The sequence below is a fragment of the Williamsia muralis NBRC 105860 genome (assembly GCF_001598915.1).
Taxonomy (GTDB): Bacteria; Actinomycetota; Actinomycetes; order Mycobacteriales; family Mycobacteriaceae; genus Williamsia; species Williamsia muralis.
Genome location: NZ_BDAP01000003.1, coordinates 417,169 through 444,133, shown reverse-complemented (window position 1 = coordinate 444,133; position 26,965 = coordinate 417,169). Strand labels below are relative to the sequence as shown.

The window sequence follows — 26,965 nt, the reverse complement described above, 5'->3', positions numbered from 1 at the left end:
GATCGAAAAGCACCTGTCGGCGCACTCGCGCACGGCCTACTGTGCTGGGCATGGATCAATCCGCGTTTTACGGCGTCGTGGCAGCCACCAATTTCACCCTGCTGGGCCTCTGGTGGGTCGCGGTCAAAGACCGCGACGACCTCACCGGACGAGACGGCCGCGGCAGCAACCTGGCCTATCTCGTCTCACTGCAATTTGTTGTCGCCGCCGCGGTCTCGTTGTTCGCGCAGGTGGCCCCCGAGATCACTGCTGTGTGGCGCACCGGGTTCTCGATCGCCGGACTCATCGGTGCAATCGGCATCGCGATGCTCGCGGTGCAGTTCCGCACGCACACCGAAGCAAAGGTGATGCCTTTGGTGCTCGGGTGTGCGGGTGTGCCGCTGTACGTCTTGGTGTTTGTCGTCGCCCTGTTCCCCGACGTGGTCGGTGCGATGAACCTGAGCCTGTCCCCCATCGAGGCCGAAGGACTGCTGCTGTCGATCATCGTGGTCCTGGGTGTCCAGGAAGCCTGGTTCGTCTCGATGACGCCTTCACGGGCGCCGGCGGCCGACGACGGTGCCGGAGAGGCGGGCCCCACCGGCACCACTGTCCCCGGAGCCGCCGCAACCGGGCGCTGACTGCAGCGCTCGGCCGCAAGCAGAGGACCGCATCGCGCGGTCAGGGTGGTCGACCGGGCGCACTACAATACTCGGGTGCACGCCCACCTCATCGATCCCGCCGACTTGGCGGTCTTCCACCGTGTCCTGGACCAGGTGACCGAACTCGACGCAGATCATCCTGATTCGGTCACGGTGCAGCGGGCCGTGGCCTTGATGTTCAAGCGGGCCAAACGACGCCGCAAGAAGCAGGCTCATCAGACCCGTCTCGACGCCGACCGGAAGGTGCTGGCGGCCACCGCGACCGGTTCGCCGGACCGCATCGACGACGAGACCGCCGGCCTACCGCTGACGGGCGCGCCCGGCAGCACCGCCGGAACGCTCATCCGCCCCCAGCCGTGCTACATCTGCAAGCAGGACTACACCCGCGTCGACGCGTTCCACCATCAACTCTGTCCACGATGCGCGGCCGCCAACCGCGACAAACGCAACCAGCACACCGACCTGAGCGGCCGCCGCGCGCTTCTCACCGGCGGCAGGGCAAAGATCGGCATGTACATCGCGCTGATGCTGCTCCGCGACGGTGCCGACCTCACCATCACCACCCGGTTCCCCAAGGATGCGGCCCGGCGATTCGCCCGGCAGCCGGACGCCGACCAATGGCTGCATCGCCTCAGCATCGTCGGTATCGACCTCCGCGATCCTGCACAGGTGACAGCGCTGGCGGATTCGGTTGCAGCACAAGGACCTCTCGACATCCTCATCAACAACGCCGCACAGACGGTCCGGCGCACCGCCGGCGCCTACAGTTCGCTCGCCGACGCCGAACGAGCACCGCTCACCGGCCCCGCGGCAGCGGTACCGGTGCTGACCATGGGAGACAGCAGTGAGCTGCATCCGCAGTCGCTCGCCTCGGGCGGCGATTCTGACTCGGCGGCCAAGGCGCTCGCCTCCCTGGCCATGACTGCGGGATCTGCGGCTCCCGCACGCATCGCCGATGGAACTGCCATCGACGCAGGTGGATTGCTGCCTGACCTGGTGGACAGCAACAGCTGGGTGGAGACCGTCGACCAGGTGGACCCGCTGGAGTTGCTGGAAGTCCAGCTGTGCAACAGCGTGGCTCCATTCATCCTGCTGTCACGGCTCACCCCGGCCCTCCGGGCATCGACGGCGCGACGCAAGTATGTGGTGAACGTGTCGGCGATGGAGGGCATCTTCTCGCGTGGATACAAGGGGCCCGGTCATCCTCACACCAACATGGCGAAGGCGGCGCTGAACATGTTGACACGCACGAGTGCCGGCGACCTCTACGAGGACGGGATCCTGGTGACCGCCGTCGACACCGGGTGGATCACCGACGAACGGCCGCACACCAGCAAGATCCGACTGGCAGAGGAGGGCTTCCGTGCTCCCCTCGACCTCGTCGACGGAGCGGCCCGGGTGTACGACCCGGTGGTGCAGGGCGAAGCCGGTATCGACCTGTACGGCTGTTTTCTCAAGGACTTCGAGCCGTACCCGTGGTGACACCGCGGCAAGACGACGCCGAAGCCCGTGTGGCTGAAGCCACTTTGGTGATCACCGGCGAGAGCCTGTCGTCGATGACGGAGATTCTGAAGGGCCTGGGAGACGAGCTGGCCAACACCAGGCCGGATCTGCCGGGCGCCAACAGTCCCTACGCCATCGTGTTCCACTGTGTCGGCGTGATCGAGCACTGGGCGGGCTCGGTGATCGCCGGCCTGAAGATCCCGCGGGACCGCGCCGCCGAGTTCACTGCCACCGGGCGGGTCGATGACCTGATCACACGGGTCGATGATGTTCGTGCGCGTCTGCCCGAGTGGGTGGATGTCGCACTACGCGAAGGGATTCGCGATCGGACCGTCACCGGTTCCACTCGTCCGGAGGTCGCAACCGCCACCCCGGAGTGGGTGTTGACACACGTGGTGCGCGAGCTGGCCCAGCACCTCGGCCAGCTCGAACTCACACGCGACGTCCTTCGTCAGGCGTGACTCTTTCCCACTTTGTATGCGGCACCGCCGGTTTCGCGCTTCTTCATCGCCTGGATGGCGGCATGGTGGCGGCGGGCGTGGTACGCCAGCGGGAAGTAGGTCAGTCGCTCGGGCAGAACCTTGTACGAACCACGGATCACGGTGTGCATCCGCTCGAGGTCCCGCTGCTCGCGGTCACTCCACGTGAGGCCGAGAATCTCGCGAACGCGGGGATCCATCACCCCGACCGTGGTCAGGTAGTTCAGGTTCTGAACCGGTGACATGGCGAACTTGGCGGCCTTCTTCACCGCCGGTCGCAGTGCGGCCGGAACGGAGTCGGGAATCGGGGGCGCTTCGCGCATCTGACCGATCAGCTCCAGCGCGACCTTGTGCGCGACCAGCTTGTTGTTGACGAAGTCTTCGTAGTAGTCGCCGAACTCCTCGATCGTGGTCGGGTAACCCTTCATCGGCACCTGCACGATCTTGGCGATGCGACGATTGTCGCGGAAGATCTCCTGCTTCTCCTCGGCGTTGAACTCCCGGCCGATCAGAAGTGGTCCGGCCTTGATCGTCGTGGGATACGCGGTGGCGATGACCCATTGATACGCCTCGGGATTGAGCGCGCTGATGTGTTTGCCCTGCGAGTTCTTCATCTGCAGCGGCTGATGCATCCGGCGCAGTCTCTTGCCTTCTTCGATCGCCTCCTGTCCTCCGTAGATCCAGCGGAGAACGGAATCCACCGACCGGATGGCACGCCCGGCCGGGTCGGTGCGAAACACCGAATACTTGTCCACCACATCGCCGATCACCGGAAGCATCACCTGCATCACGAAAGCCGCACCGTTGACCGGCAGGAACGTGAAATGTCCGGTCAACTCTGCAGTGATCGAGTCCGGCGGGATCAGCTCGATGTCGCCGTCGATGTTGTTGATCAGAGAATCTTCGCCCTCACCGGGCGCAGCGATCCGGGGACGGGCCGGCGCGGCAGTGTTGGTCGAAACGGACTCGGCAATCGTCATCGGAAACCTTCCATCGGGAAACGCTCGTGATCAGATTAGCACCAAAACGAGAACACGTGACAGTTCCGGAGCACTTTCTCGGGACCATTCCGGCCATCCACTAGGGTCATCAGGTGGTTACAGTCCCCCTGATCTTCGATTGCGACACGGGTATCGACGACTCGCTGGCCTTGCTCTACCTGCTCGCCCATCCGGCCGCAGATCTGCGGGCTGTCCTCTCGACCGGGGGCAATGTACCGACGGATGTGGTGTGTGGGAACAACCTGGCGTGGCTCGAACTGTGCGGCCGGGACGACATCGAGGTGTGTCTCGGAGCGTCAGGCCCACTCACCGGTTCACTGATGACCACCGAGGACACCCACGGGCCGCTCGGGGTCGGTTACGCGCAGTTGCCGGCGCCCACGTCGTCCCCCTCCCACCGCGATGCGGCCGACGCCTGGATCGAACTCAGCGAAGAACATTCGGGTGACCTCGTGGGACTCGTCACCGGGCCCCTGACCAACCTCGCGCTGGCCATCCGACGCGACCCGGCCCTGCCGACCCGACTGCGGCGGCTGGTCATCATGGGTGGGACGTTCCATCACCCCGGCAACACAACGCCCACGTCCGAATGGAACATCGCCGTGGACCCGGAGGCAGCCAAGGAGGTGTTCGCGGCGTTCGGTGTTGATGGTGCCCCACGGCCGATCATCTGCCCACTCGATCTCACCGAGACGATCCGGATGACACCGGACCACCTGGGCCGCCTGGCCGCGCTTGCCGAGTCCAGTCCCGTCGAACAGCCAGGACCCGATGACGAACAGGGGGTCCGGTCGGTTGCGAGCAATGTCGTCATCCGGCATCTGGTCGACGCTGTCCGGTTCTACTTCGAGTTCCACGAGGCCCACGCCGAGGGATACATCTGCCACATGCACGACCCGTTCGCGGCCGCTGTTGCGCTCGATCCAGCTGTCGCGCGTACTCGGCCTGCGTGCGTGGACGTGGAGACCGAGGGTGCTCTCACACGTGGGACGACCATTGCGGACGAACGGCAGTTCTGGGGTCGGGAGAACAACGCGGACATCGCCGACGCAACCGATCCCGAACTGTTCTTCGATGCGCTCATCGAACGCGTGGCGGCGTTTGCGGTGACGGTGCAGCAGCTACACGACTAGCCGTCGAACGCCTCGACGATCCTGGTCGCGGCCAGCGCCGGCGTCAGGGTGCCTGCCCGTACCTCTTCCTCGATACGGCCGCGGATCCCCCGAACCGCCTCGCTCGAGTCCAGTCGGCGGAGCAACTGGTCGGTGACCATCGACCACATCCAGTTGACCTGCTGTTTGTTGCGCCGAGCCTGGAACTCCCCCGCTTGCTCGAGCACGTCCTTGTGCTTGAGGACCGTCTCCCAGAACTCCTGGACCCCGACATTCTCCATCGCACTCATGGTGAGCACCGGAGGCCGCCAGAGGGCGTCATGTGGTGACAGCAGTCGGAGCGCACCCTGGAGTTCTTTTGCGGCACTGCGCGCCTCGCGTTGGTGCTTGCCGTCGGCCTTGTTCACCACCACGATGTCGGCGAGTTCGAGCACGCCTTTCTTGATGCCCTGCAACGAATCTCCCGTGCGGGCGAGGGTGAGGAAGCAGAAGACGTCGACCATGTTCGCGACGGTCACCTCCGACTGGCCGACACCAACGGTCTCCACCAGGACCACGTCGAAGCCCGCGGCCTCGAGCAGCACGATGGTCTCGCGAGTGGCCTTGGCGACACCGCCGAGCGTTCCCGATGTGGGTGACGGCCGGATGTAGGCGTTCGGGTTCACCGACAGCCGACCCATCCTGGTCTTGTCGCCGAGAATCGACCCGCCCGTGCGTGTCGACGACGGGTCGACCGCCAGGACCGCAACCTTGTGGCCCTGCTCGATGAGGTGCATGCCGAGCGCTTCGATCGTGGTGGACTTGCCGACTCCCGGCACGCCGGTGATGCCGACACGATACGAATCGCCGGAGTCGGGGCCCAGCGCCAGGAGCAACTCTTGTGCCTGCGCCCGGTGATCGGCCCTCGTCGACTCGACCAGAGTGATGGCTCGAGCAAGACCGGGCCGTTTGTCTGCGCGGATGGCGTCAGCCAACTGCGCCAGATCCAGTGGTGGTCTGGCCATACCTATGAGTGCCTCAAGACGCCAGCTCGTGCCCCAGTTCGGCGGCCAGCTTCGTGATCAGCTCGACCGCCGAGTCGGCGATGACCGTTCCCGGCGGGAAGATGGCAGCGGCGCCTGCGTCATAGAGCTCCTGGAAATCTCCCGGCGGGATCACTCCACCGACCACGATCATGATGTCGCCGCGCCCGACCTTGGCCAGCGCGTCGCGCAGCGCCGGCACCAGGGTCAGGTGACCCGCGGCCAGCGACGAGACCCCCACGACGTGAACGTCGTTGTCGGCCGCCTGCTGGGCGACCTCGTCGGGGGTCTGGAACAGAGGGCCCACGTCGACGTCGAATCCGAGGTCGGCAAATGCGGTGGCGATGACCTTCTGGCCTCGGTCGTGGCCGTCCTGCCCCATTTTCGCCACCAGCACGCGGGGACGGCGTCCCTCGGCCTCGGCGAACTTCTCGACGATGTCGATCGCCGCGTCGATGTTGCTCACCTGTCCGGCCTCATGTCGGTACACCCCACTGATCGTGCGGATCTCTGCTTGGTGGCGGCCGTAGACCTTCTCGAGCGCTTCGGAGATCTCACCCACGGTCGCCTGATGCCGCGCCGCCTCGATCGCCAGCGCCATCAAGTTGTTGTCCATGCCGCCCTTGTCGTCGGCGGCGGCGCGGGTGAGGTTTGCCAGCGCGGCCTCGACCGCGTCGGAATCCCGGTTCGCGCGAAGCGTCTTCAGCTTCTCGAGCTGTTCTCCGCGCACCTTGGAGTTCTCGACCTTGAGGACCTCGACCTCTTGGTCCTCGTCGACCTGGTATTTGTTGATGCCGATGACGGGTTGCTGACCCGAATCGATTCGCGCCTGGGTGCGGGCGGCCGCCTCCTCGATCCGGAGCTTCGGGATGCCCTCGTTGATGGCCTGGGCCATCCCGCCTGCCTCTTCGACCTCGGCGATGTGCGCGCGGGCCTTGTTGGCCAGCTCATGCGTGAGCCATTCCACGTAATTCGAGCCCGCCCATGGGTCGATCGGTCGGGTGGTACCCGACTCCTGCTGCAGCAGCAGCTGAGTGTTACGTGCGATGCGGGCCGAGAAGTCCGTGGGCAGCGCGAGGGCCTCGTCGAGGGCGTTGGTGTGCAGCGACTGGGTGTGGCCCTGCGTGGCGGCCATTGCCTCGATGCACGTCCTGGCCACGTTGTTGAAGGCGTCCTGTGCCGTCAGCGACCAGCCCGATGTCTGCGAATGTGTGCGCAGCGACAGCGATTTGGCGTTCTTCGGATCGAACTTCGCGACCAGCTCACTCCAGATCAGGCGGGCGGCCCGGAGTTTGGCGACCTCCATGAAGAAGTTCATGCCGATGCCCCAGAAGAAGGACAGGCGGGGTGCGAACTTGTCCACGTCGAGGCCGGCTTCCATGCCAGCCCGGATGTACTCGACACCGTCGGCGAGGGTGTATGCCAGCTCGAGATCGGCTGTGGCCCCGGCCTCCTGGATGTGGTAGCCGGAAATGGAGATCGAGTTGAAGCGCGGCATCTTGGTGCTGGTGTACTCGAAGATGTTCGAGATGATGCGCATCGACGGTTTCGGCGGATAGATGTAGGTGTTGCGCACCATGAACTCTTTGAGGATGTCGTTCTGGATGGTCCCGGCCAGCTTCTCCGGGGGCACACCCTGTTCCTCCGCGGCCACCACGTACAGCGCCAGGATCGGGAGTACGGCGCCGTTCATGGTCATCGACACCGACACCGACCCCAGATCGATACCGTCGAACAGCTGACGCATGTCGAGGATGGAGTCGATCGCGACGCCCGCCATCCCGACATCACCGGCGACACGTGGGTGGTCGGAGTCGTAACCGCGGTGGGTGGCCAGGTCGAAGGCGACCGACAGGCCCTTCTGGCCGGCAGCGAGGTTGCGGCGGTAGAAGGCATTGGACTCTGCGGCGGTCGAGAATCCCGCGTACTGCCGGATGGTCCACGGCTGGTTCACATACATCGTCGGGTACGGCCCGCGAAGATACGGAACGGCGCCGGGCACGGTGTCCAGCGGATAGGGATGCTCGCCGTCCGTGGTGATGGCATCACGGTCCGAGCGGGTGTACAACGGGCGGACGTCGATCTGCTCGGGGGTGGTCCACGTGACCTGCTCGGTCGAATAGCCGTGTGCCTGAGCGAGATCGGCCACGAGTTGATCGCTGTCTCCCGGTGCGGCGACCGCGGCCTCTCCCGTCAACGGGACGTCGGCGAAACTGTTCGGCACCGACTGCCCGGCCGGAGTGGTGGTCGCCTTGTTCTGAGTACTGGTCATGTCAGCTCTCCGCCTCGATCGTGTCCAGCAGTTCTGTCAGCGTCGAGATCGCGTCGATCCCGATCTGCAGGTACCCGTCCGGCGCGTTCTGCTCATCAGTCCACGCCTTGGCCGGCCCGGCGAGCAGGACGGTGTGGAATCCGGCCTCGCGAGCGGCTGCGAGGGCGCCTGCGCCGTCGCTCTCGTAGCGCGGGTTGGCCGCGCACAGGACCGCGACAACCGGATCTCCGGACGTCGCCCTCGCGGCAGCGATGGCGTCGGCGGTCAGCGGTCCCGGATTGACCGACTCGATGCCGCCGGCCGCCAGCAGGTTCGCGATGAACGTCGTACGGGCGTTGTGTTCGGCGACCGACCCGAGTGGGAGAAGCATGGCGATCGGCCGTTTTCCGTGGGATGCGAGAAACGCATCGGAACGATCCCGCAGACGCTCGAACGGCCGGGCGGTGCGGGCCAGATTCGGCGCTGCGGTCGGCAGGTCGACGAAGTCGGCCGAACCTGGTGTGGTGAGCGGCTTCTCGGCCAGGTTGGGGAACTCGTTGATGCCGGTGAGCGAGGTGGTCCGGTGGGCGACGGCCTCGTCTCGGGCGGCCAGGGAGATGGAGACCTGCTCGCCGATCCATCCGTCGTCGAGGGCCTTCTGGTACCCGCCCTTGGCCTCGATCTCCTGGAACAGTGCCCATGCCGATGCAGCGAGGTCGTCGGTGAGTGACTCGACGAACCATGCACCACCCGCGGGGTCGAGCACCTTGGCCACGTTCGACTCCTCGATGAGGAGCAGCTGGGTGTTGCGTGCCATCCGGCGGGAGAAGCTCGGGCTGGTGGTCCGGTCTGCCGGTGGCAGCGCCACGTCGAAGGGCAGCACCGTGATCTGATCGGCACCGCCGACTCCGGCGCCGAAGGTGGCCGTGGTCACCCGGAGCATGTTGACCCAGGGATCACGCTGACTCATCATGCTCAGCGCGGTCACCCCGTGGGTCACCGCGCCCCCGGCCTCAGGTGCTCCACTGACCTCGGCCACCCGTCCCCAGAGGCGGCGGATCGCGCGGAACTTGGCCACCGTTCCGAACTGGTCGTCGGTGGCCGACAGTGCGAACGTCAGCTGGTTCAGGGCCTTGTCGACAGCCAGTCCGGCCGCGGTGAGGGCCCGCAGGTACTCGACGCCGGCAGCGGTGACCAAGGCGAGTTCCTGCACGTCGGTGGCGCCACCGAGGGCGAAGTCGGTGCCGTCCACACGGATGGACCGCACGGCCGCGCCGGCCGATGCCGCCACCCCGATCGCATCGGCGAGTGCAACCGCCGGACGCCCGGAGAACGCGGCGGTCAGAGGCGCGAGGCCATAGGAGCTGACCGTGCCGACCGTCGCGGAGTCCGGGAGGAGTGGCTGGAGGACCTGCGCGGCCTCGATGCCCGCGGCACCGGCGTCGAGTGTGACCGGAACCAGATCGAGGTAGACGCCGTCGAGAACGGCGGCGAGATCCTTCGGGGCGATGGCAGAGTCACCGACCGTCAGCCACAGCCCGCTGGCCCCGTTGTTCAGCGCCTCCAGAATTGCCTGGTTCAGGGCCGCCGGATCCTGAGGCTCGCCGACCGGGTCGCCGAAGCGCTCGGTGACACGCCACCCCATGTTGACGTCCCGCACGCGGTCGCTGCCTCGGACGAACGGGTAGGACCCGGGCAACCCGGGCTCGTCGAGTTCGTCGCGCCGCGTGTAGAGCGGCTTGATGGTCAACGCATCCGGGGTGGTGGTCGACAAGAGCGTCTCTGGGGTGTCGCGCAGATCGGCGACGTCGACGCGCTTGGACTTCGCGAGCACCTGTGCGGCGGAGTCGGACCATTGCTGGTAACTGGACTCCAGGTCGTGGAGGTCTGGTCGGGTATCCGGCATTCGGCGTGAGCCCTTCGATCTGCTTGTGACGTCGTGATCTCTATCGCATCTTGAGGTGAATCGACACTATCCGATCGAACGCTCGGCCCGGTACGGGGAGTCGATGCCCGAACAGTGGCGTCGCGCACATCTTTGCGACTTTTTTCGCCCGTATCCTTGAGACCGTGAAATTCAGTGGCCGGCTCACCGGGCGAACCGCGGTGATCCGGGCGCTCGGCGGACTGGTGGTGGTGATAGCCGTCCTGCTCGGCGCCTACCTGATCCCCTTGCCGTCGGTGGGCAAGCTGCGGGACTGGGCCGACTCGTTCGGGCCGAACTTCGTCTGGATTTTCTTCATCGGCTATGCCGTCATCGCGATCGGCCCCGTACCGCGCTCGGCGTTCACGGCAGCATCCGGTTTGCTGTTCGGTCCGCTGGTGGGTTTCGTCGGTGCGATGCTGGCCACCATATTCGCGGCTTTGATGGCTTTTGTGCTGGTCAGGCGCCTGGGACGAGAACGTATCCGGCCTTATCTACGCCACCCGGTTGCGCGGTCGGTGGAGCTGCGCATGGAACGCCGGGGATGGCTTGCGGTCGGGTCACTCCGGCTGATCGCCGCGTTTCCGTTCTCTGTCACCAACTACGTCGCAGCTCTGTCTGCCATCAAGTTCGTGCCTTATGCGCTCGCCACGGTGATCGGTGTCGCACCGGGAACAGCAGCCGTGGTGATCCTCGGCAATGCTCTCGCAGGAGACGGCGATCCGGTCATGCTGGCGTTGTCGGCGGGCCTGTTCAGCCTCGGCGTCTTCGGCCTGATCCTCGACACGAGGCTGTCGGTGAGGGAACCCACCGATGGCGATGTGGAGAACACCGACAAGCCTGCAGATGAACTCTCGAACCGTGCTGTTTGAGCGAAGGGTGCCCCTGCGTCGGGGTCGAGTCCACCGAGGGTCGCCGACCGACAAGTCTGAGAGCGGAATTCCTTGAAGTAAAGGCTGCTGGCTTGATACCCTCCGATCAAGGTTATGTACTTGATAACGGACGGGATGCCCGATGTACGTCGTCACCATCGACCAACGGCACAGCCGACGAGAAGCCGACCGGGTACCCCACGCGCTGCAATCGCTGACCCACATCCCGGTCATCCGCCCATTCGATCGAACCGCGGGAGATGAGTTCCAAGCGGTACTCGACGACCCCGCCGCAGTCATCGACACCGTGCTCACCCTCGCCGAAGAAGGTGGGTGGAGTATCGGGGTCGGGATCGGCACCGTGGAACTCCCGTTGCCATCCATCACTCGCGCCGGGCGGGGGCCCGCGTTCGAACGCGCACGCGACGCGGTCAACGCCGCGAAGACCAATCCTTACAGCGTCGCCCTCGTGGGGCCGGACCCGACGCCCTGCACATACGCCCAGACCGGGCTTCGGTTGCTGGTCCGCACGGTCGCCGGACGGTCGGATGCCGGACACGCCGCGGCTCGCCAGATGCGCTCGGGACAGACTCAGTCGGTGGCTGCTGCCACACTCGGGATCACCCCGCAGGCGCTGTCGCAGCGATTGCGTGCCGCGGACTGGTACATCGAGGAGGAGACGCGTTTGCTGGCCATACATCTACTGCAGTCGGCACATTCATGATCGTCGCTGCGCTTGTCCTACTCGGGGTCACCGCTGTGCTGCCACTGATCCTTGCTGCAGCGCCGATCGGACATCGGACCGGTCCGAACCTCATCGCCGCGGTGGCCACGCCCCTGGCTCTCGGTGGGGTGGCGGTGCTCGCCCTGCTCGCGGACCGGGCCTCGGGCGCGGCCGCGGTGATCACCCACTGCCTCACCGTTCTGGCCGCGGTCACCGGCGGCACCTTGCTGGTTCGCGGCGCCTTGCTGCTCGGGGGCATAGAACCGTGGCAACTGGACACCCGGCCCCCGGAACCGGAGACGGCCGGCTCCGGAGATGCACCGGAACCACCAGCGCCGACGCCACTGCGAGGAGGCCGCGTCATCGGATACCTGGAGCGAATCGCGGTGGTGGCAGCACTGGGTCTGCGATGGCCCGAGGCGATAGCAATAGTGCTGGCGGTCAAGGGACTCGGTCGCTACCCGGAACTCCGCGAACCGGGCGCCGCCGAACAGTTCATCATCGGGACGTTGGCATCGGTGCTGTGGGCTGCTGCGGTGGCCGGCACCGGATATCTACTGCTGCACTGAGATCTTGAACTATTGCTCAACCCTGCCGGGGTCGATCGCCGGCGTCTGCCAGCCGGGTTGGTCCGAGGCCCCGGCCTGATCGATGCCCGGATCCGTGCGCGGACGGGCCAGCAGCGGATCGTCATCGACCGGCTTGCGGGCCACTGCCTCAGCCTCGGCCACGGCCTGGGCCACCTTGGGATCGGCTGCGGTTTCGAACCAGCTGGACATGTCTGTGTCGTCCGGCTGGGCGCTGCCGTCGTCGGCGGCCGGCTCGTACCGGAACACCCCGTCATCGGACTGGACACCGAATGATCTCGCGAATCCCTGTAGCGCCGAGCCGAAGTCACTCGGGACCACCCACACCTTGCTGGCTTCGCCCTTGGCCATCTCCGGTAGTTGCTGGAGATACTGGTAGGCCAGCAGTTCCGGTGTCGGTTTTGCGGCTTTGATCGCGGCAAAGACCTTCTGGATCGACTTGGCTTCACCTTCGGCACGGAGGTACGTGGCGGCGCGATCGCCTTGCGCCTGCAGGATCCGTGACTGCCGTTCGCCCTCCGCGGTCAGGATCGCCGCCGCCTTGGCGCCTTCGGCGTAGAGGATCTGACTCTGCTTGTTGCCCTCGGCGGTCTTGATCGCCGATTCCCGCTGACCTTCCGCGGTCAGGATCGTTGCCCGCTTCTCACGATCTGCCTTCATCTGTTTTTCCATCGACTCCTGGATGGACGGCGGCGGGAGGATGCTCTTGAGTTCGACCCGGGCGACGCGTAGGCCCCATCGACTCGTGGCCTCGTCGAGCACCCCACGCAGCTGGGCGTTGATGGAGTCCCGTGAGGTCAGGGTCTCTTCGAGCGTCATCCCACCGACGACGTTGCGCAGCGTCGTGGTGGCCAACTGTTCGACGCCGACGATGTAGTCGTTGATCTCGTACACCGCCGCCTGCGGCACGGTGACCTGGAAATACACGACGGTGTCGATCAGAACGGTCAGGTTGTCCTCGGTGATGACGGGTTGCGGGGCAAACGACACCACGCGTTCTCGCAGATCGATCCGGGCACGGATGCGGTCGACGAACGGCACCAGCAATGTCAGCTGACCGGACACCGTCTTGGTGTAGCGGCCGAGGCGTTCGATCACCGCCGCCTCGGCCTGAGGGATGAGTGCGATGGACTTGACGAGGATCACCCCGACCACCAGCACGAGGACGGCGATGATGATGAGTCCGACGATCACGGCGTTCATCCTTTCCACACGACGGCGGTCGGACCGTCGATCTCGAGTACCGTCACCGATTCGCCCTCGGCGAAGTGGTCACCTGGAGTGGCTGCGCGGGCCGACCAGACCTCGCCGCCGAACTTGACCTGTCCACCACGTTCGTCCACCGGCGTGATCACCAGGGCTTGTCGGCCCACGAGTGCTTCGGTGTTGGTGGCAAGGCGGGGGCGGGTGAACATGTGCCTGCGTGCGACCGGGCGTACGGCGAAGAGCAGGAGCAAGGACACCACTGCGAACACAACCCCGTCCACCCACAGCGGGGGGTCGAGCACCGCGCTGACACCCGCCGCCGAGAGCGCACCACCGGCGAGCATGAGCAGGATCAGATCACCGCTGAGGGTCTCGGCGCCGATCAGGATCAATCCGGCGACCAACCACAGGAGTGCGCCCATTTCCCCAGTCTGCCATGCTCACGACCGGTCGGTGCGGCTCTAGGATTCGATGGCGGTGACGAAGTCGATCAGCTCTTCCACCGCGCGGATGAGCGGCACCTCGACGTCCCGAAAACTCGACACCGAGCTGTTCACCTTCCGCCAGCCGTCACGTGGCGAACCCCAGCCCAGTTCGTTGCACACCCCTGTCTTCCAGTCGATCCCGCGCGGGATCTTCGGCCACGCACTGATGCCGACCGCTGCCGGTTTCACTGCCTCCCACACATCGATGTAGGGATGCCCGCAGACCAGCACATGCGGACCGACACGTTCGGTGAGCCGCGATTCCTTCGACCCGGCGACGAGGTGGTCGACCAGGACGCCCGCCCGCCGAGTCGGCCCGGGCTCGAACTCGGCGAGCGCTTCATCCAGATTGTCGAGGCCGTCGAGGCTGGCGACCACCACACCTTCCACCCGCAGGTCGTCGCCCCAGATGCGTTCCATCAACGCAGCGTCGTGCACACCTTCGACGAACAACCTGCTGGCGCGGGCCACCCGGGCTCTCCTGCTGACCGGGGCAACGGAGCCCGAGGCCGTGCGGGCCGGCGCCCCAGGCGCTTTTCGGACGGGTTTGACCAGGGTCACCGGTGACCCATCGATGAGGAATGCCGCGGGGCGCAATGCAAAGATCCGGGTGGATCCTCGCCGGTCTTCCAACCGCACGAACTCCCCGTCGTAACTACGTTCGAAACCGACCACCGCGCCGCAGAATCCGCTGGCAGCGTCCTCGACGACCAGGTCCCGTTCGGCCGTCACCTCGGGAACCGCCGGTCGAGTGGACCGCCGGGGCTCGGAGAGTACATCGCGACCGTAACGATCCGGGACTCGGCGATGTGGTCCAGTGCTGTTCACCGCCACCACGTTAGGGCCCGTTCCGGGTGCATTCCGCCAGGCACGCCGCATACCCGTTTTCGGCGCTAAAGTGGCCGGGTGAACGGGCTGAGCGTGGCTCGCAGAACAGCAACCAGGAAGCACGATGACTGACGCGGATTTCGACTACCCGACCGACACGCAGGGCGTGAGCAGCGCTCTGGGTGCGTGGGGTGCAGCCTGGCAGGCCGGCCGATGCTCCCCCGACGACGTGCTCGATGTCCTTGGTTGGTGGAGCGCGCGACATCGTGCACTGGCTGCTGATGCCATTGCGGCGCAATCGCTTTCGCTCAGTCCCCGAGGTGAGGAGAGCGACGCCCTGCTGAGACTCGTTCGAGGTGGTAGCTCGGCGCAGGGACTGGCGGTTCTGCTCGTGGCTCCAGGCGACATGCTCGGCTTGCCGCCTCGCGGACCGATCACCAACGCAGCACTCGAGTCGGGTGAACTCCTTGTCGTCCCCGGAAGGTACGCCCTCGTCCCGCGCCGACTCGACCGGTACACGATCGGCTGGGGTGTGCACACCGTCGAGACGGCGATGATCCCCGTCATCCATTCCCTCGGCGCCGTCGAATACGACCTACGGGAGGGTATCCGCTCTGCAGCCGACCTTCTGGACGGCTTGCGGATGCCGCGATCCACGGCAACGGACTCATTGACCGACCCCCGCAAGAAGGTCGCAGAACTGACCCGGTTGGCAGCTCAGCAGTTGCCTCCAGGGGTCAACGCGCGCGCCGAACGCATCCTCGAACAGGCGGCACACGTGGCGGCCATTCTCTCCGTGGCGCAGCAGGCGGCCCCGGATTTCGGCTACAGCGTCGGCGAACAGCACACCGGCGATTCAGCCCTCCGTGATCTCGCCCGCACCGTCCGGGTGGCCCGGATGAGTGCGACCAATGCGGTGATCTCAGAGTTGTTGTCGAACAACCGGGTCTGAGGTCAGGCCGGCCGTCGCACCGGCGCGCAACATCCTTGCGCACAGGGAGACCCGTTCTCGGTCATCCCCGGTCGAAACGGCACTTCACCGGCAAGCTGCTCGCTGATCAGCGAGACGATCATGGAGATGAACCGCGGATCGGTGCCGACGGTGGCGGCTCGCTCGTACGTCAGCCCGAGTTCGTCGGCTTTGTCCTTGCCCTCGTTGTCCAGATCCCAGAGCACTTCGAGATGATCTGACACAAACCCGATCGGGCATACGATCACCGATGGAACACCCTGGGCGGCAACGTCTTCGAGATGGTCGCAGATATCGGGATCCAGCCACGGGATCTGCGGTGGTCCCGAGCGCGACTGCCAGACCTGGTCGAAAACGTCGAAACCCGCAGCGGCCGCGGCCAATCGGGACGCCTGGGCGACCTGCTTGCTGTAGAGCCTTCCCCCGTCCTCGGGCGGCCCGGCCGCCTTGTCGGCCGAGTCGGGGATCGAGTGGGCGGTGAAGATAAGCCGTACGTCATCACGTTCGTCTTCCGGCAGACGTCCGAGAGCAGCGCGGATCGCGTCGGCGCAAGCAGCTGTCATCGCCGGGTGATTCCAGAAATGTGGCAATTTGCGCAACACCATCGAATCCGCATCCGGCCCCAACGAGTCCAGGGCACGGGCGATGTCCTCGTCGTACTGTCGGCAGCCCGAATATCCACCCCACGCCGACGTCGGGAACACCAGCACTCGACGGTGCCCGTCCGAATGGATGCGCGCAAGCGTGTCCTCGATCATCGGGTGCCAGTTGCGGTTGCCGAAATAGACGGGTAGATCGATACCCGACCGTGCGAGTTCGGCCTCCAACGAGGCGATCAGGTCGCGGTTGAGCGCATTGATCGGCGAGACACCACCGAAGTGGTAGTAGTGCTCGGCGACCTCGTCGAGCCGTTCCGGTGGCACACCCCTACCGCGCGTGACGTTCTCGAGGAACGGCCGTACGTCGGCGGGCTTGTCGGGCCCGCCGAAGGACAACACCAGAACAGCATCGAAGTCTGCGCTCATCCGGCGGACCTACATGTCTTCCGGGAACCAGGTGTTGTGGCTGGCCCCGCCGTCGACGTAGACGATCGACCCGGTCGTGCCCGGCAGCCAGTCCGACAGCAGCGCGCAGATCGACTTCGCCACAACGGTTGCGTCATCGACGTCCCAGCCGATCGGGGACGCACCATCCCAGTACTCGTTGAGCTGATTGAGCTTCTTGGCGTCGCCGGTGGCCGTACCCGCGATCGCCTTGGCGGCAAGGGTTTTGATGGGGCCTGCGGCCACCAGGTTGGAGCGGATCCGCTTGGCCTCGCCCACCTCACGCGCCACATACCGATTGACCGATTCGAGGGCGGCCTTGGCCACGCCCATCCAGTTGTAGTAAGGCATCGCCGTGCGCGGATCGAAGTCCATCCCCACGATCGAGCCACCCTCGTTCATCGCAGGCAACACTGCTCGCGCAAGTGCGGCATAACTCCAGGCCGACACCTGGAAGGACTGCGCCGCATCGGGTCCGGGACCTTCCAGGAACGGCTTGGCCTCGGGGCCCATCAGGGTCCTGGGCGCGAAGGCGATCGAGTGCAGCACACCGTCGATACCCTCGGGCGCAAGCTCTTTGAGCCGGTCGGCCAGCGTACCCAGGTGCTCCTCGTCGGTGATGTCGAGCTCGACGGCGGGAGGGACCTCCTTGGGGAGTCGCTGAGCGATCCGGTCGATCAGTCGCAGGCGGTCGAATCCGGTGATGATGACCCGCGCGCCCTGCTCCTGCGCCATTGCGGCCGCGTGGAACGCGATCGAGGAATCGGTGATGATCCCGGTGATCAGGATGGTCTTGCCGTCGAGAAGTCCGCTCACTGGTGCTCCCTTGCTTTGGATGTGGGCTGTTACAGGTCAGACGGTCAGTGGCCCATGCCCAGACCGCCGTCGACAGGGATCACGGCGCCGGACACGTATGCCGAATCGTCGGACGCCAGCCAGCTCACCACGGCGGCCACTTCTTCAGGCCTGCCGACGCGCGCCGCGGGGATCAGCTTCACGGCCTGTTCCTTGTATTCGTCCGGCAGTTCGGCGGTCATGTCGGTGTCGATCAGTCCGGGCGCCACGACATTGGCGGTGATCGATCGAGATCCGAGTTCGCGGGTGAGCGATCGAGCCATTCCGATCAGTCCCGCCTTGGACGACGCGTAGTTGATCTGGCCGGGGGTCCCCATCATCGCCACCGCGGATCCCAGGAAGATGAAGCGGCCGAATCGCTTGCGCAGCATGGACCGGCAGGCGGCCTTGGCGACGCGGAACGAACCGGTGAGGTTGGCGTCCACGACCCTCTCGAACTGCTCCTCGGTCATCCGCATCAGCAGGGTGTCGTCGGTGACGCCGGCATTGGAGACCAGCACCTCCACCGGGCCCTGGTGTTCTTCGATCGCCGCGAAGGCCCGGGTGATCGATTCGGTGTCGGTGACGTCGCATTCGACGCCGAACAAACCCTCGGGCGCGCCCGAACCACGATGTGTGACGGCCACTTTGTGCCCGTCCGCGGCCAGCCGTTGCGCGATCGCCAATCCGATTCCACGGTTGCCCCCGGTCACCAGAACCGACCGGGACACCTGTTCGTTGCTGTCAGCCATGACGGTCAACCTATCGCCTTGTTGTCGGTGGAGGTGTACGTGGTCCCATCAGGGCAGGCGCCGGTTGATCGCCACGGCGCTGCCGACCGCGAGGAGTACGAGCAGCGTGCCGGCGATCAACCACGGGCGGGACGCGTCGCCGCGCCGGGTCTCGTAACCGATCTGATCCTGGAGATTGCCGTAGACCTGGTTGAGTTCATCGAGGCTCGAGGCGGTGAAGAACTTACCCTCCGACAACTGCGCGATCTTGCGGAGCGAATCGTCGTCGACAGGCACCGGGATCCGGTCACCTTCCAGTTCGACTGTGCCACCGCGGGTTCCGAACGAAATGGTGTTGACCGGAATCCGGTCCTCTTTCGCCTTACGGGCCGCGGTAAAAGCTCCGCGGGGGTCGTCGGGGTCGTCGGGCACCGTTTCTTTGCCGTCCGAGAGCAACACCACCTGGGCGGGCGGAGCACCCTTGTCGCCACCGAGCACGGCATTGAGGGTCTTGATCTGCGTGACCGCGGCGAGGATGCCCTCACCGGTCGCGGTCTTGTCGTCGAGGCGCAATTTGTCGATCGCGTCCTTGGTGGCGGCACGGTCGGGTGTCGGCGACACCAGAGTGGTCGCCGTTCCGGCGTACGAGATCAACCCCAGGTTGATGCCCTCGGTGAGTTCGTCCGCGAACTTCTTACCGGCCTCTTGAGCAGCCTTGAGCCGTGACGGGGCCACGTCGGTCGCGTCCATCGATCGGGACACGTCGATGACAAGCATCACGGTGGCCTTGTTGCGCGGCACTTTTCGGTCGGCCTGAGGACCGGCCATCGCCACCGTCAGCACCAGCAGGGCGATCACCATCAGCACGATCGGAATGTGCTGCGTCCGGCTGCGGGTCTGTGGGGCAACGGTGTTCAGCAGGTCCAGATTGGCGAACTTCAGCGCACGGTTCTGCCGTCGCCGCTGCATGTAGATGTACCCGGCCACCAAGGCGGCCACGACGAGGATGATCAGCAACCACCAGGGGGACGCGAAGTCGAACCAGCTCATCGGGTGGCCCCCGCGTTCATTCCCCGCCTCCGCTGCGCGATGAATCGCACCACGTCGGCGATCCAGTCGCGGTCGGTGCGAAGCGCCAATGTCGGTGCACCACACTGCCTCAACGCGCGCTGCACCGCCATCCGGTGGTCTTCGGCGGCTCTGGCGAAATCGGCCCGCACCTTGTCGGTGATCGTCAGTTCGCGGATCTGCCCCGATTCGGCATCGCGCAGCACCACCTCACCCACCGCAGGCAATTCCATGTCGCGCGGATCGAGGATCTCGACACCGAGGACATCGTGGTGACCGGACACGGCCCGCAAAGGGCGATCCCAGTTGATCGGCCCGAGAAAGTCGCTGACCACCACGGCCAGACCCCGGCGTCGCTCGGGCCTGCGCAGGGCGTCGATGCCGGCGAACAGGTCGCCGCGCACACCGTCGTTCGCACGGGTGGTGGTGGCAATGGTCTTGAGGGTGCTCAAAGCGTGTGCCCGGCCACCGCGGGCAGGGATTCGCACCACCTGATCGCCGGTGCACACCACCGCACCCAACCGGTTACCTCCGCCCAGAGTGAGGTGGGCGATGGCCGCGCACGCCGCCACCGCCAGATCCCGTTTGGTGGTGTTGACCGTGCCGAAGTCCAGACTCGCCGACATGTCGACGACGAGCCAGGTCTCGAGTTCGCGATCGGCCACCATCTGCCGGACGTGAGCGTGGGTCGTGCGGGCCGTCACCGACCAATCCATCCGGCGGACGTCATCGCCGGGCTGGTACTCGCGGGCCTCCCCCGGCTCGGTCCCCGGTCCCGGGATGAGCCCGAGGTGTTCACCCTGCAGCACCCCGTCGAGCTTGCGGCGAACCACGATCTCCAGGGTCTTGAGTGCTGCGGTCAGCTTGGGGTCTTCGAGGGTACCGGCGCCGAACGACGGGAGCGTGCTGTTATCCGCCATAGTGCGACTGGTTGCCCTGCGCCGGGTTGGCTTGCGCGGCAGCAGGTTTGGTCAGAGGACCGGGCCCCTGCGAATACGCCGGCTGGCCTTGCTGTGGCGACTGCTGCGGCGGGGCCTGTCCACCCACGGTGGGCGGGGTGGCCAGCGGCTGTGCGCTGACCTGGGGCAGACCGACCGTCTGCAACACCCGGGTGATGACGGCATCGGCATCCACCTCGTCGGCCAGCGCGTCGTAACTGAGTACCAAACGGTGGCGGAGCACGTCGGGAATGAGCTCGACGACGTCCTGGGGAATCACGTAGTCGCGGCCACGAACCAGCGCGAGCGCGCGCGAAGCCGCGACGATGCCCAGCGTGGCGCGTGGGGAGGCGCCGTATGCCAGCCATCCCGCGACATCGTGCATGCCGAGCTCGGCCGGTCGCCGGGTCGCGTTGATCACCCGGACCACATAGTCGACGAGGGCGTGATGCACGAAGACATTCGCTGCGGTGTTCTGCAGGCGGACCATCGTCTCCGCGTCGAGAACGCGGGATGCCTTGGGCGGGACGTTACCCATCCGGTAGACGATTTCGCGTTCTTCCTCCACCGCCGGGTAGTCGACCAGGATCTTGAACAGGAACCGGTCACGCTGTGCCTCGGGCAGCGGGTACACGCCCTCGTTCTCGATGGGGTTCTGCGTCGCCATGACCAAGAACGGGTCGGGCATCGGATAAGTGGTGCCGCCGATCGAGACATGGCGCTCGGCCATCACCTCCAAGAGCGCCGACTGCACCTTCGCGGGTGCACGGTTGATCTCGTCGGCGAGAAGGAAGTTGGCCACCACGGGTCCGAGTTCGGTGTCGAACTCCTCACGACCCTGCCGATAGATACGCGTACCGATGAGGTCGGTGGGCACCAGGTCGGGGGTGAACTGCACTCGCGAGAAGCTGCCACCGATGACGGTCGCGTACGTCTCGACCGCAAGGGTCTTCGCCACGCCCGGCACACCTTCGAGCAAGATGTGACCGCGGGCCAGGAGACCGACCAGGATGCGTTCGACCAGTCGGTCCTGCCCGACGATGACCCTCTTGACCTCGAACATCGCCTTCTCGAGCAAGGCGACGTCGGACTGCGTGAGCTTGAATTCCTCTGCCGAGGTCTTGCTGTCGTCCTGCGCTGAGGTCACCGATACCCTCCGGGGTCTGTTCGATCGTTGTACTGACTGCACCGAGGGTACTGGGCCGCCGGTGGAGCCAGCCACGTCCGGCATCTGCGGCGGGTCGACATAGGGCCCCGGGCTGGATCGATCAGATCAGGCGAGCCGCACAACGTAGGGCATCGCTCCGCTGGTCCGCAACGGCGAGATCTTCACGACGTCACCCGACTGCGGCGCCTCGATCATCGTGTTGTCCCCGAGGTAGAGGGCGACGTGCTGGCTCGCGTTGGGCCCGTAGAAGATCATGTCGCCGCGCTGCATCTCCGAGAGCGGGAACTGCGGACCCGACGTGTACTGGTAACCCGTGTAGTGCGGTAGCGAGATCCCGATGCCGGCGAACGCGTAGATCATCAGCCCGGAGCAGTCGAAGCCCACCTTGTTGTAGTCGCCGTACGAGTCGGCCACGCCACCGTCGCGGATACCGAGGGTGGGACCGTTCGCGTCACCGCCGCCCCACGAATAACTCACACCCAGCTGCGACATCGCGCGGTTGACTACGATCTCCACCGCAGCGGGGCCTTCGGCGCCCGGGTCGACCGTCCCCGGCGACGGGGTCGTCGGCGTGGTGGGCTCGGTCGGGGTGGTCGGGTCGACGGGGGTGGTCGGATCGGTCGGGTCGACCGGAGTGGTCGGATCGGTCGGGTCGACCGGAGTGGTCGGGGTCGTCGGCTCATCGATATCGGTGTGCGGAGGGGTCAGCGATCCGACCAGCGCAGCGAGCATCTGCTGGCTGGTGTTCAGCGCCAGCTTGCCTGCCGCATCGGCCGCAGCACGCAACGCGGCCTGGTGCGCCTGGTCCTCGATCGCGGCCTGTTGATCGGGCAGGATCGATCCCGGCGCACCCGGTGAGGTGACAGGCGTCGGCTGTCCTCGGAGCGCCTCGAGCTGCCGCTGCGCCTCGTCACGATCGGCTTGCAGCTTCTGGCGCCGGGCGTTCTCGGCTTTGACTGCCTCGATCGCCTCGGTGATCGCGCTCTGCGCGTCGGCCTGGCGGTTCTCGGCGGTGGTGGCGGCGAACGAGGCCTGCTGTTCGGTGGCCTGCGCAGTGGCCGCGCGGTTGGCCTCTTCGTTGCGGGCCTGCTGCAGCCGGGTGATCGTCTCCTGCTGATCTTTGCTCAGCTGATCGATGACCGAGGCCCGATCGAGGACCGCACCGGGATCACCCGAGAGATAGGCCGCCATCGATCCCTGGCTGTTGCCCTGGGTGTACAGACTCCGGATGAACCCGTCGAAGTCGGTCTCCGCGAGCGCAATTGCGCCGGCAGCGCCCTGTAGCGCCTCCTGGGCGCCACGCACGGCGATGGCCGCCAGTCGCTGCGCTTCCCTGGCGTTCTGGAGGTCGACGAGAGCGCGGTTGACCGCTTCGCGTTTGACCGCGACGTCGCCGTCCAGGTTGACCAGGTTCTGATTTGTATCGGCGATCTGATTGATCAGTGTGGCGATCTTGTCAGCACTGCTGGGTGGTTCGGCGACCGCTGTCCCCGCGGACAACTGCCCGAAACCCACCGCGACCGCCGCGACAAACGCGACTGCCACCGATGTTCGGGCACCACCACGCCGTCGGGTGGACACGGAAAAAGGTCGACGGCGTATGCCGAATGCAGTGCGTCGCCTCACAAAGAACTCCCTCGCAGATCTGACATTGCGCCGGTCGCCGCCGAATCAGCGGCATACCTGGCCATCGCCACGATGGTGATCAACTTCCCCATTAGCACCACCGATGACATACGGAACCGTACGCCACAAGAACCCCGAAGGAAACAGTAGTCACAAATTACATTAGCGTCATTACCTGCGGAAACGCCGTGAACTCGGACAATGCCGAAGGTCACGAATTGGATATCGCAGAACTACAATTGTGTAGTTCTGGCGTCAATTCAGACGGCGGTGGCAGAAGAGCCGCCGCCGGCGCGCGGCGTGGCCTGCGACTCAGGGGCGGTGTGCACCGACGCCGGATCGGTCTCGGTGGGAGTTCCCTTGCGCAACTGCAGCTTGCGGGCCACCACCGCACCCACGGCGACCACGGCGATCAGCACGAGCGTGACAACGGTCCACGGAACCTGGGGCTGCTCGGTCATCCGGTCCAACATCTGCTCGGCTGCGACGGGCGGATTCGAAATCGTCAGATTGTCTGTGGCCTGTTCCAATTGCACTCGGCTGAACTCGTCACTTGCCGAACCGACGTAATTGCCGCCGAGAACGATGACGGTGCCGCCTGTGTCCTGCTGCAATTCGGTGGCGATGTCGCGGTAGTAGGTGATCCGGGGATACACCTTGTCCGTCACCACGAAATGCACGTCGTAGCCCTTGTCCTTCGCCTCGGCGACAACCTGCAGGATTCGCGGGGTCATCTCCGGTGGCGCCACGACTCCGTCATCGGCCAGTCCGGCCTGCAGCTCGGGCAGGTTCACGTCCGGCGGGATGATGGTCAAGCTCGGCGTGGGTGCCACGTGTTCTCCGAATCTGTGGATCGGGGGCATTGCTGGCAGAAGCCAACCTACGGCTGCACATTACGACACAATTGGGGAGTCCCAGCATCACCGCGCCTGTCCGACACACCGGACATGCCCGGAACCGACCCGGCGGTTTTACCAGTACGCTCGTACTGCTAGAATCGACGGTAGAGCGCATGCGGTGCAGCCCACTGCTTGCGTCCAGATCGGTGAAGTTGCCGACAACTACCCGGACCGGCACAGCCCCCGCCGGCCGACAACACGAAGAGTGGAGCTGACGTAAAGCGATGAGTATCGATTCCTTTGGCGCCCGCGGCACGCTGACGGTCGGTGAGAACTCGTACGAGATCTTCCGTCTGAACGCTGTCGAGGGAACCGACAAACTCCCCTACTCCCTCAAAGTTCTCGCCGAGAACCTGCTTCGCACCGAAGACGGCGCGAACATCACCAAAGACCACATCACCGCAATCGCGAACTGGGACGCCACCGCCGACCCCAGCATCGAGATCCAGTTCACGCCTGCGCGCGTGATCATGCAGGACTTCACCGGCGTGCCGTGCATCGTCGACCTCGCCACCATGCGTGAGGCGGTCAAGGAGCTCGGCGGCGACCCGAACAAGGTGAACCCGCTCGCTCCTGCGGAGATGGTGATCGACCACTCGGTGATCATCGAGGCCTTCGGCAACGCCCAGGCCTTCGAGCGCAACGTGGACATCGAATACCAGCGCAACGGCGAGCGCTACCAGTTCCTGCGCTGGGGCCAGGGCGCCTTCGACGACTTCAAGGTCGTCCCGCCCGGCACCGGCATCGTGCACCAGGTCAACATCGAGCACCTCGCACGCTCGATCATGGTCCGGCCGAACGCCGAGGGCGTCCAGCAGGCCTACCCCGACACCTGTGTCGGCACCGACTCGCACACCACCATGGAGAACGGCCTCGGCGTTCTCGGCTGGGGCGTCGGTGGCATCGAGGCAGAGGCAGCCATGCTCGGCCAGCCCATCTCGATGCTCATCCCCCGCGTGGTCGGCTTCAAGCTGACCGGCGAGACGAAGCCGGGCGTGACCGCCACCGACGTGGTGCTCACCATCACCGAGATGCTGCGCAAGCACGGCGTGGTCGGCAAGTTCGTCGAGTTCTACGGCAAGGGTGTCTCGGCGGTCCCGCTGGCCAACCGCGCCACCATCGGCAACATGAGCCCAGAGTTCGGCTCCACGTGCGCGATGTTCCCGATCGATGAAGAGACCATGAAGTACCTGCGGCTCACCGGCCGCAGCGAGGAGCAGCTCGCGCTCGTCGAGGCCTACGCCAAAGAACAGGGCATGTGGCTCGACGCGGATACCGAACCGGTCTTCTCCGAGTACCTCGAACTCGACCTCAACGAGGTGGTCCCCTCGATTGCGGGACCGAAGCGTCCGCAGGACCGGATCGGTCTGTGGGATGCCAAGACCGCATTCCGCAAGGACATCTACAACTACGTCGAGAACGGTGATTCGGCGCATCACACCCAGCTCGACGAGACGGTGGAAGAGAGCTTCCCGGCTTCTGACCCGGCCACTCTGCAGTTCGCCGACGATGGCGCCGATCTGCCGCGCAGCCAACAGGAGATCCTCTCTGCGGCCAAGGGGGCAGAGGGACGCCCGACCAAGCCTGTCGAGGTGGAAACCGAGAACGGCAAGATGGTCCTCGACCACGGCATCGTGTCGATCGCCTCGATCACCAGCTGCACCAACACCTCGAACCCCTCGGTGATGCTCGGTGCCGGCCTCCTGGCCCGCAACGCCGTGGAAAAGGGTCTGACGTCCAAGCCGTGGGTGAAGACGTCGATGGCCCCGGGTTCGCAGGTCGTCACCGGGTACTACGAGAAGGCCGGCCTGTGGCCATACCTGGAGAAGCTCGGCTTCTTCCTGGTCGGCTACGGCTGCACCACGTGTATCGGTAACTCCGGCCCGCTGCCCGAGGCGATCTCCAAGGCCATCAACGAGAACGACCTGACCGCCACCGCGGTGTTGTCGGGTAACCGCAACTTCGAGGGTCGCATCAACCCCGATGTGAAGATGAACTACCTTGCCTCGCCGCCGTTGGTCATCGCCTACGCACTTGCGGGCACGATGGACTTCGACTTCGAGTCCGATCCCCTCGGCAACGACACCGACGGAAACCCCGTCTACCTCAGGGACATCTGGCCGTCGGGTGAGGAGATCGAGCAGACCATCACGGACTCGATCTCACCCGAGCAGTACGCATCCGATTACGCAGACGTCTTCAAGGGCGACGAGCGCTGGCAGAACCTGCCCACCCCGGACGGCAAGACGTTCGAGTGGGACGAGGACTCCACCTACGTGCGTAAGCCTCCGTACTTCGAGGGTATGCAGCGAGATCCCGAGCCCGTCACCGACATCAAGGGTGCACGTGCGTTGGCGAAGCTGGGCGATTCGGTCACCACCGACCACATCTCGCCTGCATCCACCATCAAGCCGGGCACTCCTGCCGCCCAGTACCTGGACTCCAAAGGTGTTGAGCGCAAGGACTACAACTCGCTTGGTGCTCGACGTGGAAACCACGAGGTGATGATCCGGTCGACGTTCGGCAACATCCGGTTGCAGAATCAGCTGCTCGACGGTGTCTCCGGCGGCTACACCCGGGACTTCACCCAGGACGGTGCGCCGCAGTCGTTCATCTACGACGCTGCGCAGAACTACGCGGCACAGAAAACCCCTCTGGTGGTGCTCGGCGGCAAGGAATACGGCACCGGGTCGTCTCGTGACTGGGCGGCAAAGGGCACCTCGCTGCTCGGTGTGCGCGCGGTCATCACCGAGAGCTTCGAACGTATCCACCGGTCGAATCTCATTGGTATGGGCGTCATCCCGCTGCAGTTCCCCGAGGGCGAGTCACACGGCTCGCTCGGCCTGGACGGCACCGAGGTGTACGACATCAGCGGCATCGAAGAGCTCAACAACGGCAGCGTTCCGCAGACGGTGAAGGTGACGGCCACCAAGGACGACGGCAGCACCATCGAGTTCGATGCCAAGGTTCGCATCGACACGCCGGGTGAGGCGGAGTACTACCGTAACGGCGGCATCCTGCAGTACGTCCTGCGCAGCATGCTCAAGAGCTGATCA

General features: G+C 65.5%; 24 protein-coding genes. 9 read left to right on the top strand and 15 right to left on the bottom strand.

The window, feature by feature from the left end; genetic code table 11:
• Positions 1-50 precede the first annotated feature (50 nt).
• The 3 genes from WIMU1_RS14135 (at position 51) to WIMU1_RS14125 (ending at position 2,602) form a co-directional block, all read left to right on the top strand.
• Positions 51-617, top strand: coding sequence for a hypothetical protein (locus WIMU1_RS14135; RefSeq protein ID WP_174548736.1), 567 nt, complete (start codon positions 51-53; stop codon positions 615-617).
• A 75-nt stretch (positions 618-692) separates the two neighbouring features.
• The gene (locus tag WIMU1_RS14130; RefSeq protein WP_023959297.1) at positions 693-2,120 is read left to right on the top strand and encodes an SDR family oxidoreductase; all 1,428 of its coding nucleotides are present in this window, start codon (positions 693-695) and stop codon (positions 2,118-2,120) included.
• Positions 2,114-2,602 (top strand): DinB family protein, encoded by a 489-nt coding sequence (locus WIMU1_RS14125; protein WP_245969020.1) that lies wholly within the window; start codon positions 2,114-2,116, stop codon positions 2,600-2,602. The genes WIMU1_RS14130 and WIMU1_RS14125 overlap by 7 nt, the downstream gene beginning before the upstream one ends.
• Here the strand turns inward: WIMU1_RS14125 and WIMU1_RS14120 are convergent.
• Complete coding sequence (locus WIMU1_RS14120) at positions 2,593-3,600, bottom strand: oxygenase MpaB family protein (RefSeq protein WP_062798105.1); 1,008 nt, start codon at positions 3,598-3,600, stop codon at positions 2,593-2,595. The genes WIMU1_RS14125 and WIMU1_RS14120 overlap by 10 nt on opposite strands.
• Before the next feature lie 113 nt (positions 3,601-3,713).
• Here WIMU1_RS14120 and WIMU1_RS14115 point away from each other — a divergent pair, with 113 nt between their 5' ends.
• A complete protein-coding gene (locus tag WIMU1_RS14115) occupies positions 3,714-4,754 on the top strand; it encodes a nucleoside hydrolase (protein ID WP_062798103.1) in 1,041 nt (346 codons plus the stop codon).
• Here the strand turns inward: WIMU1_RS14115 and meaB are convergent.
• Genes meaB through WIMU1_RS14100 form a run of 3 tightly spaced genes read right to left on the bottom strand, consistent with a single transcriptional unit; the run spans position 4,751 to position 9,912 of the window.
• Positions 4,751-5,737, bottom strand: coding sequence for a methylmalonyl Co-A mutase-associated GTPase MeaB (gene meaB / locus WIMU1_RS14110; protein WP_062798101.1), 987 nt, complete (start codon positions 5,735-5,737; stop codon positions 4,751-4,753). The genes WIMU1_RS14115 and meaB overlap by 4 nt on opposite strands.
• A 13-nt stretch (positions 5,738-5,750) precedes the next feature.
• Positions 5,751-8,027 (bottom strand): methylmalonyl-CoA mutase, encoded by a 2,277-nt coding sequence (scpA, locus tag WIMU1_RS14105; RefSeq protein WP_062798099.1) that lies wholly within the window; start codon positions 8,025-8,027, stop codon positions 5,751-5,753.
• 1 nt (position 8,028) lies between these two features.
• Entirely contained in the window at positions 8,029-9,912 is a 1,884-nt protein-coding gene (locus tag WIMU1_RS14100) for a methylmalonyl-CoA mutase subunit beta (RefSeq protein WP_062798097.1), read from the bottom strand.
• Between the two features lie 164 nt (positions 9,913-10,076).
• Here WIMU1_RS14100 and WIMU1_RS14095 point away from each other — a divergent pair, with 164 nt between their 5' ends.
• The 3 genes from WIMU1_RS14095 to WIMU1_RS14085 all read left to right on the top strand — a co-directional run bounded on the left by WIMU1_RS14095 (position 10,077) and on the right by WIMU1_RS14085 (position 12,095).
• Positions 10,077-10,802: a TVP38/TMEM64 family protein gene (locus WIMU1_RS14095; RefSeq protein ID WP_245969021.1), complete on the top strand. Its 726-nt coding sequence runs from the start codon at positions 10,077-10,079 to the stop codon at positions 10,800-10,802.
• Between the two features lie 142 nt (positions 10,803-10,944).
• A complete protein-coding gene (locus WIMU1_RS14090) occupies positions 10,945-11,526 on the top strand; it encodes a hypothetical protein (protein ID WP_062798094.1) in 582 nt (193 codons plus the stop codon).
• A complete protein-coding gene (locus tag WIMU1_RS14085) occupies positions 11,523-12,095 on the top strand; it encodes a hypothetical protein (protein WP_062798092.1) in 573 nt (190 codons plus the stop codon). The genes WIMU1_RS14090 and WIMU1_RS14085 overlap by 4 nt, the downstream gene beginning before the upstream one ends.
• Before the next feature lie 9 nt (positions 12,096-12,104).
• Here the strand turns inward: WIMU1_RS14085 and WIMU1_RS14080 are convergent, their stop codons facing one another.
• From WIMU1_RS14080 to WIMU1_RS14070, 3 genes are read right to left on the bottom strand one after another with little or no spacing between them, the layout of a single operon-like run.
• On the bottom strand, positions 12,105-13,316 hold the full coding sequence (locus WIMU1_RS14080; RefSeq protein WP_062798090.1) for an SPFH domain-containing protein: 1,212 nt from the start codon (positions 13,314-13,316) through the stop codon (positions 12,105-12,107).
• Entirely contained in the window at positions 13,313-13,741 is a 429-nt protein-coding gene (locus WIMU1_RS14075; protein WP_062798088.1) for an NfeD family protein, read from the bottom strand. The genes WIMU1_RS14080 and WIMU1_RS14075 overlap by 4 nt, the downstream gene beginning before the upstream one ends.
• A gap of 39 nt (positions 13,742-13,780) precedes the next feature.
• Positions 13,781-14,638, bottom strand: coding sequence for a DUF3097 domain-containing protein (locus tag WIMU1_RS14070; RefSeq protein WP_370623678.1), 858 nt, complete (start codon positions 14,636-14,638; stop codon positions 13,781-13,783).
• A gap of 118 nt (positions 14,639-14,756) precedes the next feature.
• Between WIMU1_RS14070 and WIMU1_RS14065 the strand changes: the two genes are divergently transcribed.
• Positions 14,757-15,584 (top strand): Rv1486c family protein, encoded by an 828-nt coding sequence (locus WIMU1_RS14065; protein WP_062798084.1) that lies wholly within the window; start codon positions 14,757-14,759, stop codon positions 15,582-15,584.
• 2 nt (positions 15,585-15,586) lie between these two features.
• Here WIMU1_RS14065 and WIMU1_RS14060 read toward each other — a convergent pair whose 3' ends face one another.
• The 8 genes from WIMU1_RS14060 to WIMU1_RS14025 form a co-directional block, all read right to left on the bottom strand.
• Positions 15,587-16,627 (bottom strand): ferrochelatase, encoded by a 1,041-nt coding sequence (locus WIMU1_RS14060; RefSeq protein ID WP_062798082.1) that lies wholly within the window; start codon positions 16,625-16,627, stop codon positions 15,587-15,589.
• A gap of 9 nt (positions 16,628-16,636) precedes the next feature.
• A complete protein-coding gene (inhA, locus tag WIMU1_RS14055; protein ID WP_030163033.1) occupies positions 16,637-17,461 on the bottom strand; it encodes an NADH-dependent enoyl-ACP reductase InhA in 825 nt (274 codons plus the stop codon).
• Positions 17,462-17,505: 44 nt separating this feature from the next.
• Positions 17,506-18,231 carry a 3-oxoacyl-ACP reductase FabG1 gene (gene fabG1, locus WIMU1_RS14050; RefSeq protein ID WP_023959325.1) on the bottom strand — a complete coding sequence of 242 codons (726 nt, stop codon included), beginning with the start codon at positions 18,229-18,231 and terminating at the stop codon, positions 17,506-17,508.
• A 48-nt stretch (positions 18,232-18,279) separates the two neighbouring features.
• Positions 18,280-19,260 carry a VWA domain-containing protein gene (locus WIMU1_RS14045; protein WP_023959327.1) on the bottom strand — a complete coding sequence of 327 codons (981 nt, stop codon included), beginning with the start codon at positions 19,258-19,260 and terminating at the stop codon, positions 18,280-18,282.
• Positions 19,257-20,198: a DUF58 domain-containing protein gene (locus tag WIMU1_RS14040; RefSeq protein ID WP_023959329.1), complete on the bottom strand. Its 942-nt coding sequence runs from the start codon at positions 20,196-20,198 to the stop codon at positions 19,257-19,259. The genes WIMU1_RS14045 and WIMU1_RS14040 overlap by 4 nt, the downstream gene beginning before the upstream one ends.
• Positions 20,188-21,447: an AAA family ATPase gene (locus tag WIMU1_RS14035; protein WP_369792629.1), complete on the bottom strand. Its 1,260-nt coding sequence runs from the start codon at positions 21,445-21,447 to the stop codon at positions 20,188-20,190. The genes WIMU1_RS14040 and WIMU1_RS14035 overlap by 11 nt, the downstream gene beginning before the upstream one ends.
• 42 nt (positions 21,448-21,489) lie before the next feature.
• The gene (locus WIMU1_RS14030; RefSeq protein ID WP_245969022.1) at positions 21,490-22,929 is read right to left on the bottom strand and encodes an NlpC/P60 family protein; all 1,440 of its coding nucleotides are present in this window, start codon (positions 22,927-22,929) and stop codon (positions 21,490-21,492) included.
• A 341-nt stretch (positions 22,930-23,270) separates the two neighbouring features.
• Positions 23,271-23,843: an Rv1476 family membrane protein gene (locus WIMU1_RS14025; protein WP_062798078.1), complete on the bottom strand. Its 573-nt coding sequence runs from the start codon at positions 23,841-23,843 to the stop codon at positions 23,271-23,273.
• Between the two features lie 290 nt (positions 23,844-24,133).
• Between WIMU1_RS14025 and acnA the strand changes: the two genes are divergently transcribed.
• Complete coding sequence (gene acnA, locus WIMU1_RS14020; RefSeq protein WP_062798077.1) at positions 24,134-26,962, top strand: aconitate hydratase AcnA; 2,829 nt, start codon at positions 24,134-24,136, stop codon at positions 26,960-26,962.
• Positions 26,963-26,965: the final 3 nt, after the last annotated feature.